Here is an 851-nt window from a genome sequence, read left to right on the forward strand (position 1 = left end):
AGCCAGGCCCGGAATTCCGGCCCCAGGTCTTCACGCTCGCACGCAAGTCTGACGATAGCCCGCAGATAGTCCCCGCGATCGCCTGTGTCGTACCGGCGCCCGGTGAACAGTACGCCGTGCACCGGCCCGCCCGCCCCCGCATCACGCAAAGCCAACTCGCGCAGCGCGTCCGTCAACTGGATCTCCCCACCGCGCCCCGGCGGCGTCGACTCCAACACCGCGAACACCTCCGGATCCAGCAGATAACGCCCGATCACCGCGAACGCACTCGGCGCCGACACCGCATCCGGCTTCTCCACCAGATCCGTCACCCGCACCACATCCGCAAGCTCCGTCGGCTTGACCGCCGCACACCCGTACAAATGGATCTGCGACGGATCCACCTCGATCAGCGCCACCACACTCCCGCCGAGCTGCTCGCGCACCTCCAGCATGCGCGCCAGCAGCGGATCCCGGGGATCGATCAGGTCGTCCCCCAACAGCACCGCGAACGGCTCGTCACCGACATGCGGCTGCGCACACAGCACCGCATGCCCCAGCCCCCGCGGATCCCCCTGCCGCACATAGTGGATCGCGGCGAGCGCACTCGACTCGCGCACGCGACGCAGCCGCTCCGCGTCGCCCTTGGCCGCCAGAGCCTCCTCCAACTCGTACGCCCGGTCGAAGTGGTCCTCCAGCGGCCGCTTGTTCCGCCCCGTCACCATCAACACGTCGTGGAGACCGGCCGCGACCGCCTCCTCCACCACATACTGGATCGCCGGTTTGTCCACAACCGGCAGCATCTCCTTCGGCGTCGCCTTCGTCGCGGGCAGGAACCGCGTCCCCAGCCCCGCCGCCGGGACGACGGCCTT

At 69.3% G+C, this 851-nt stretch carries 1 protein-coding gene; it reads right to left on the reverse strand.

The annotated features are described in order from the left end of the window. The coding region (locus tag ACRX5S_RS41090; protein WP_436778406.1) for a UTP--glucose-1-phosphate uridylyltransferase at positions 1-851 on the reverse strand (851 nt) is incomplete at both ends.

This window comes from Yinghuangia sp. YIM S09857 (assembly GCF_051388915.1).
Lineage (GTDB): Bacteria > Actinomycetota > Actinomycetes > Streptomycetales > Streptomycetaceae > Yinghuangia.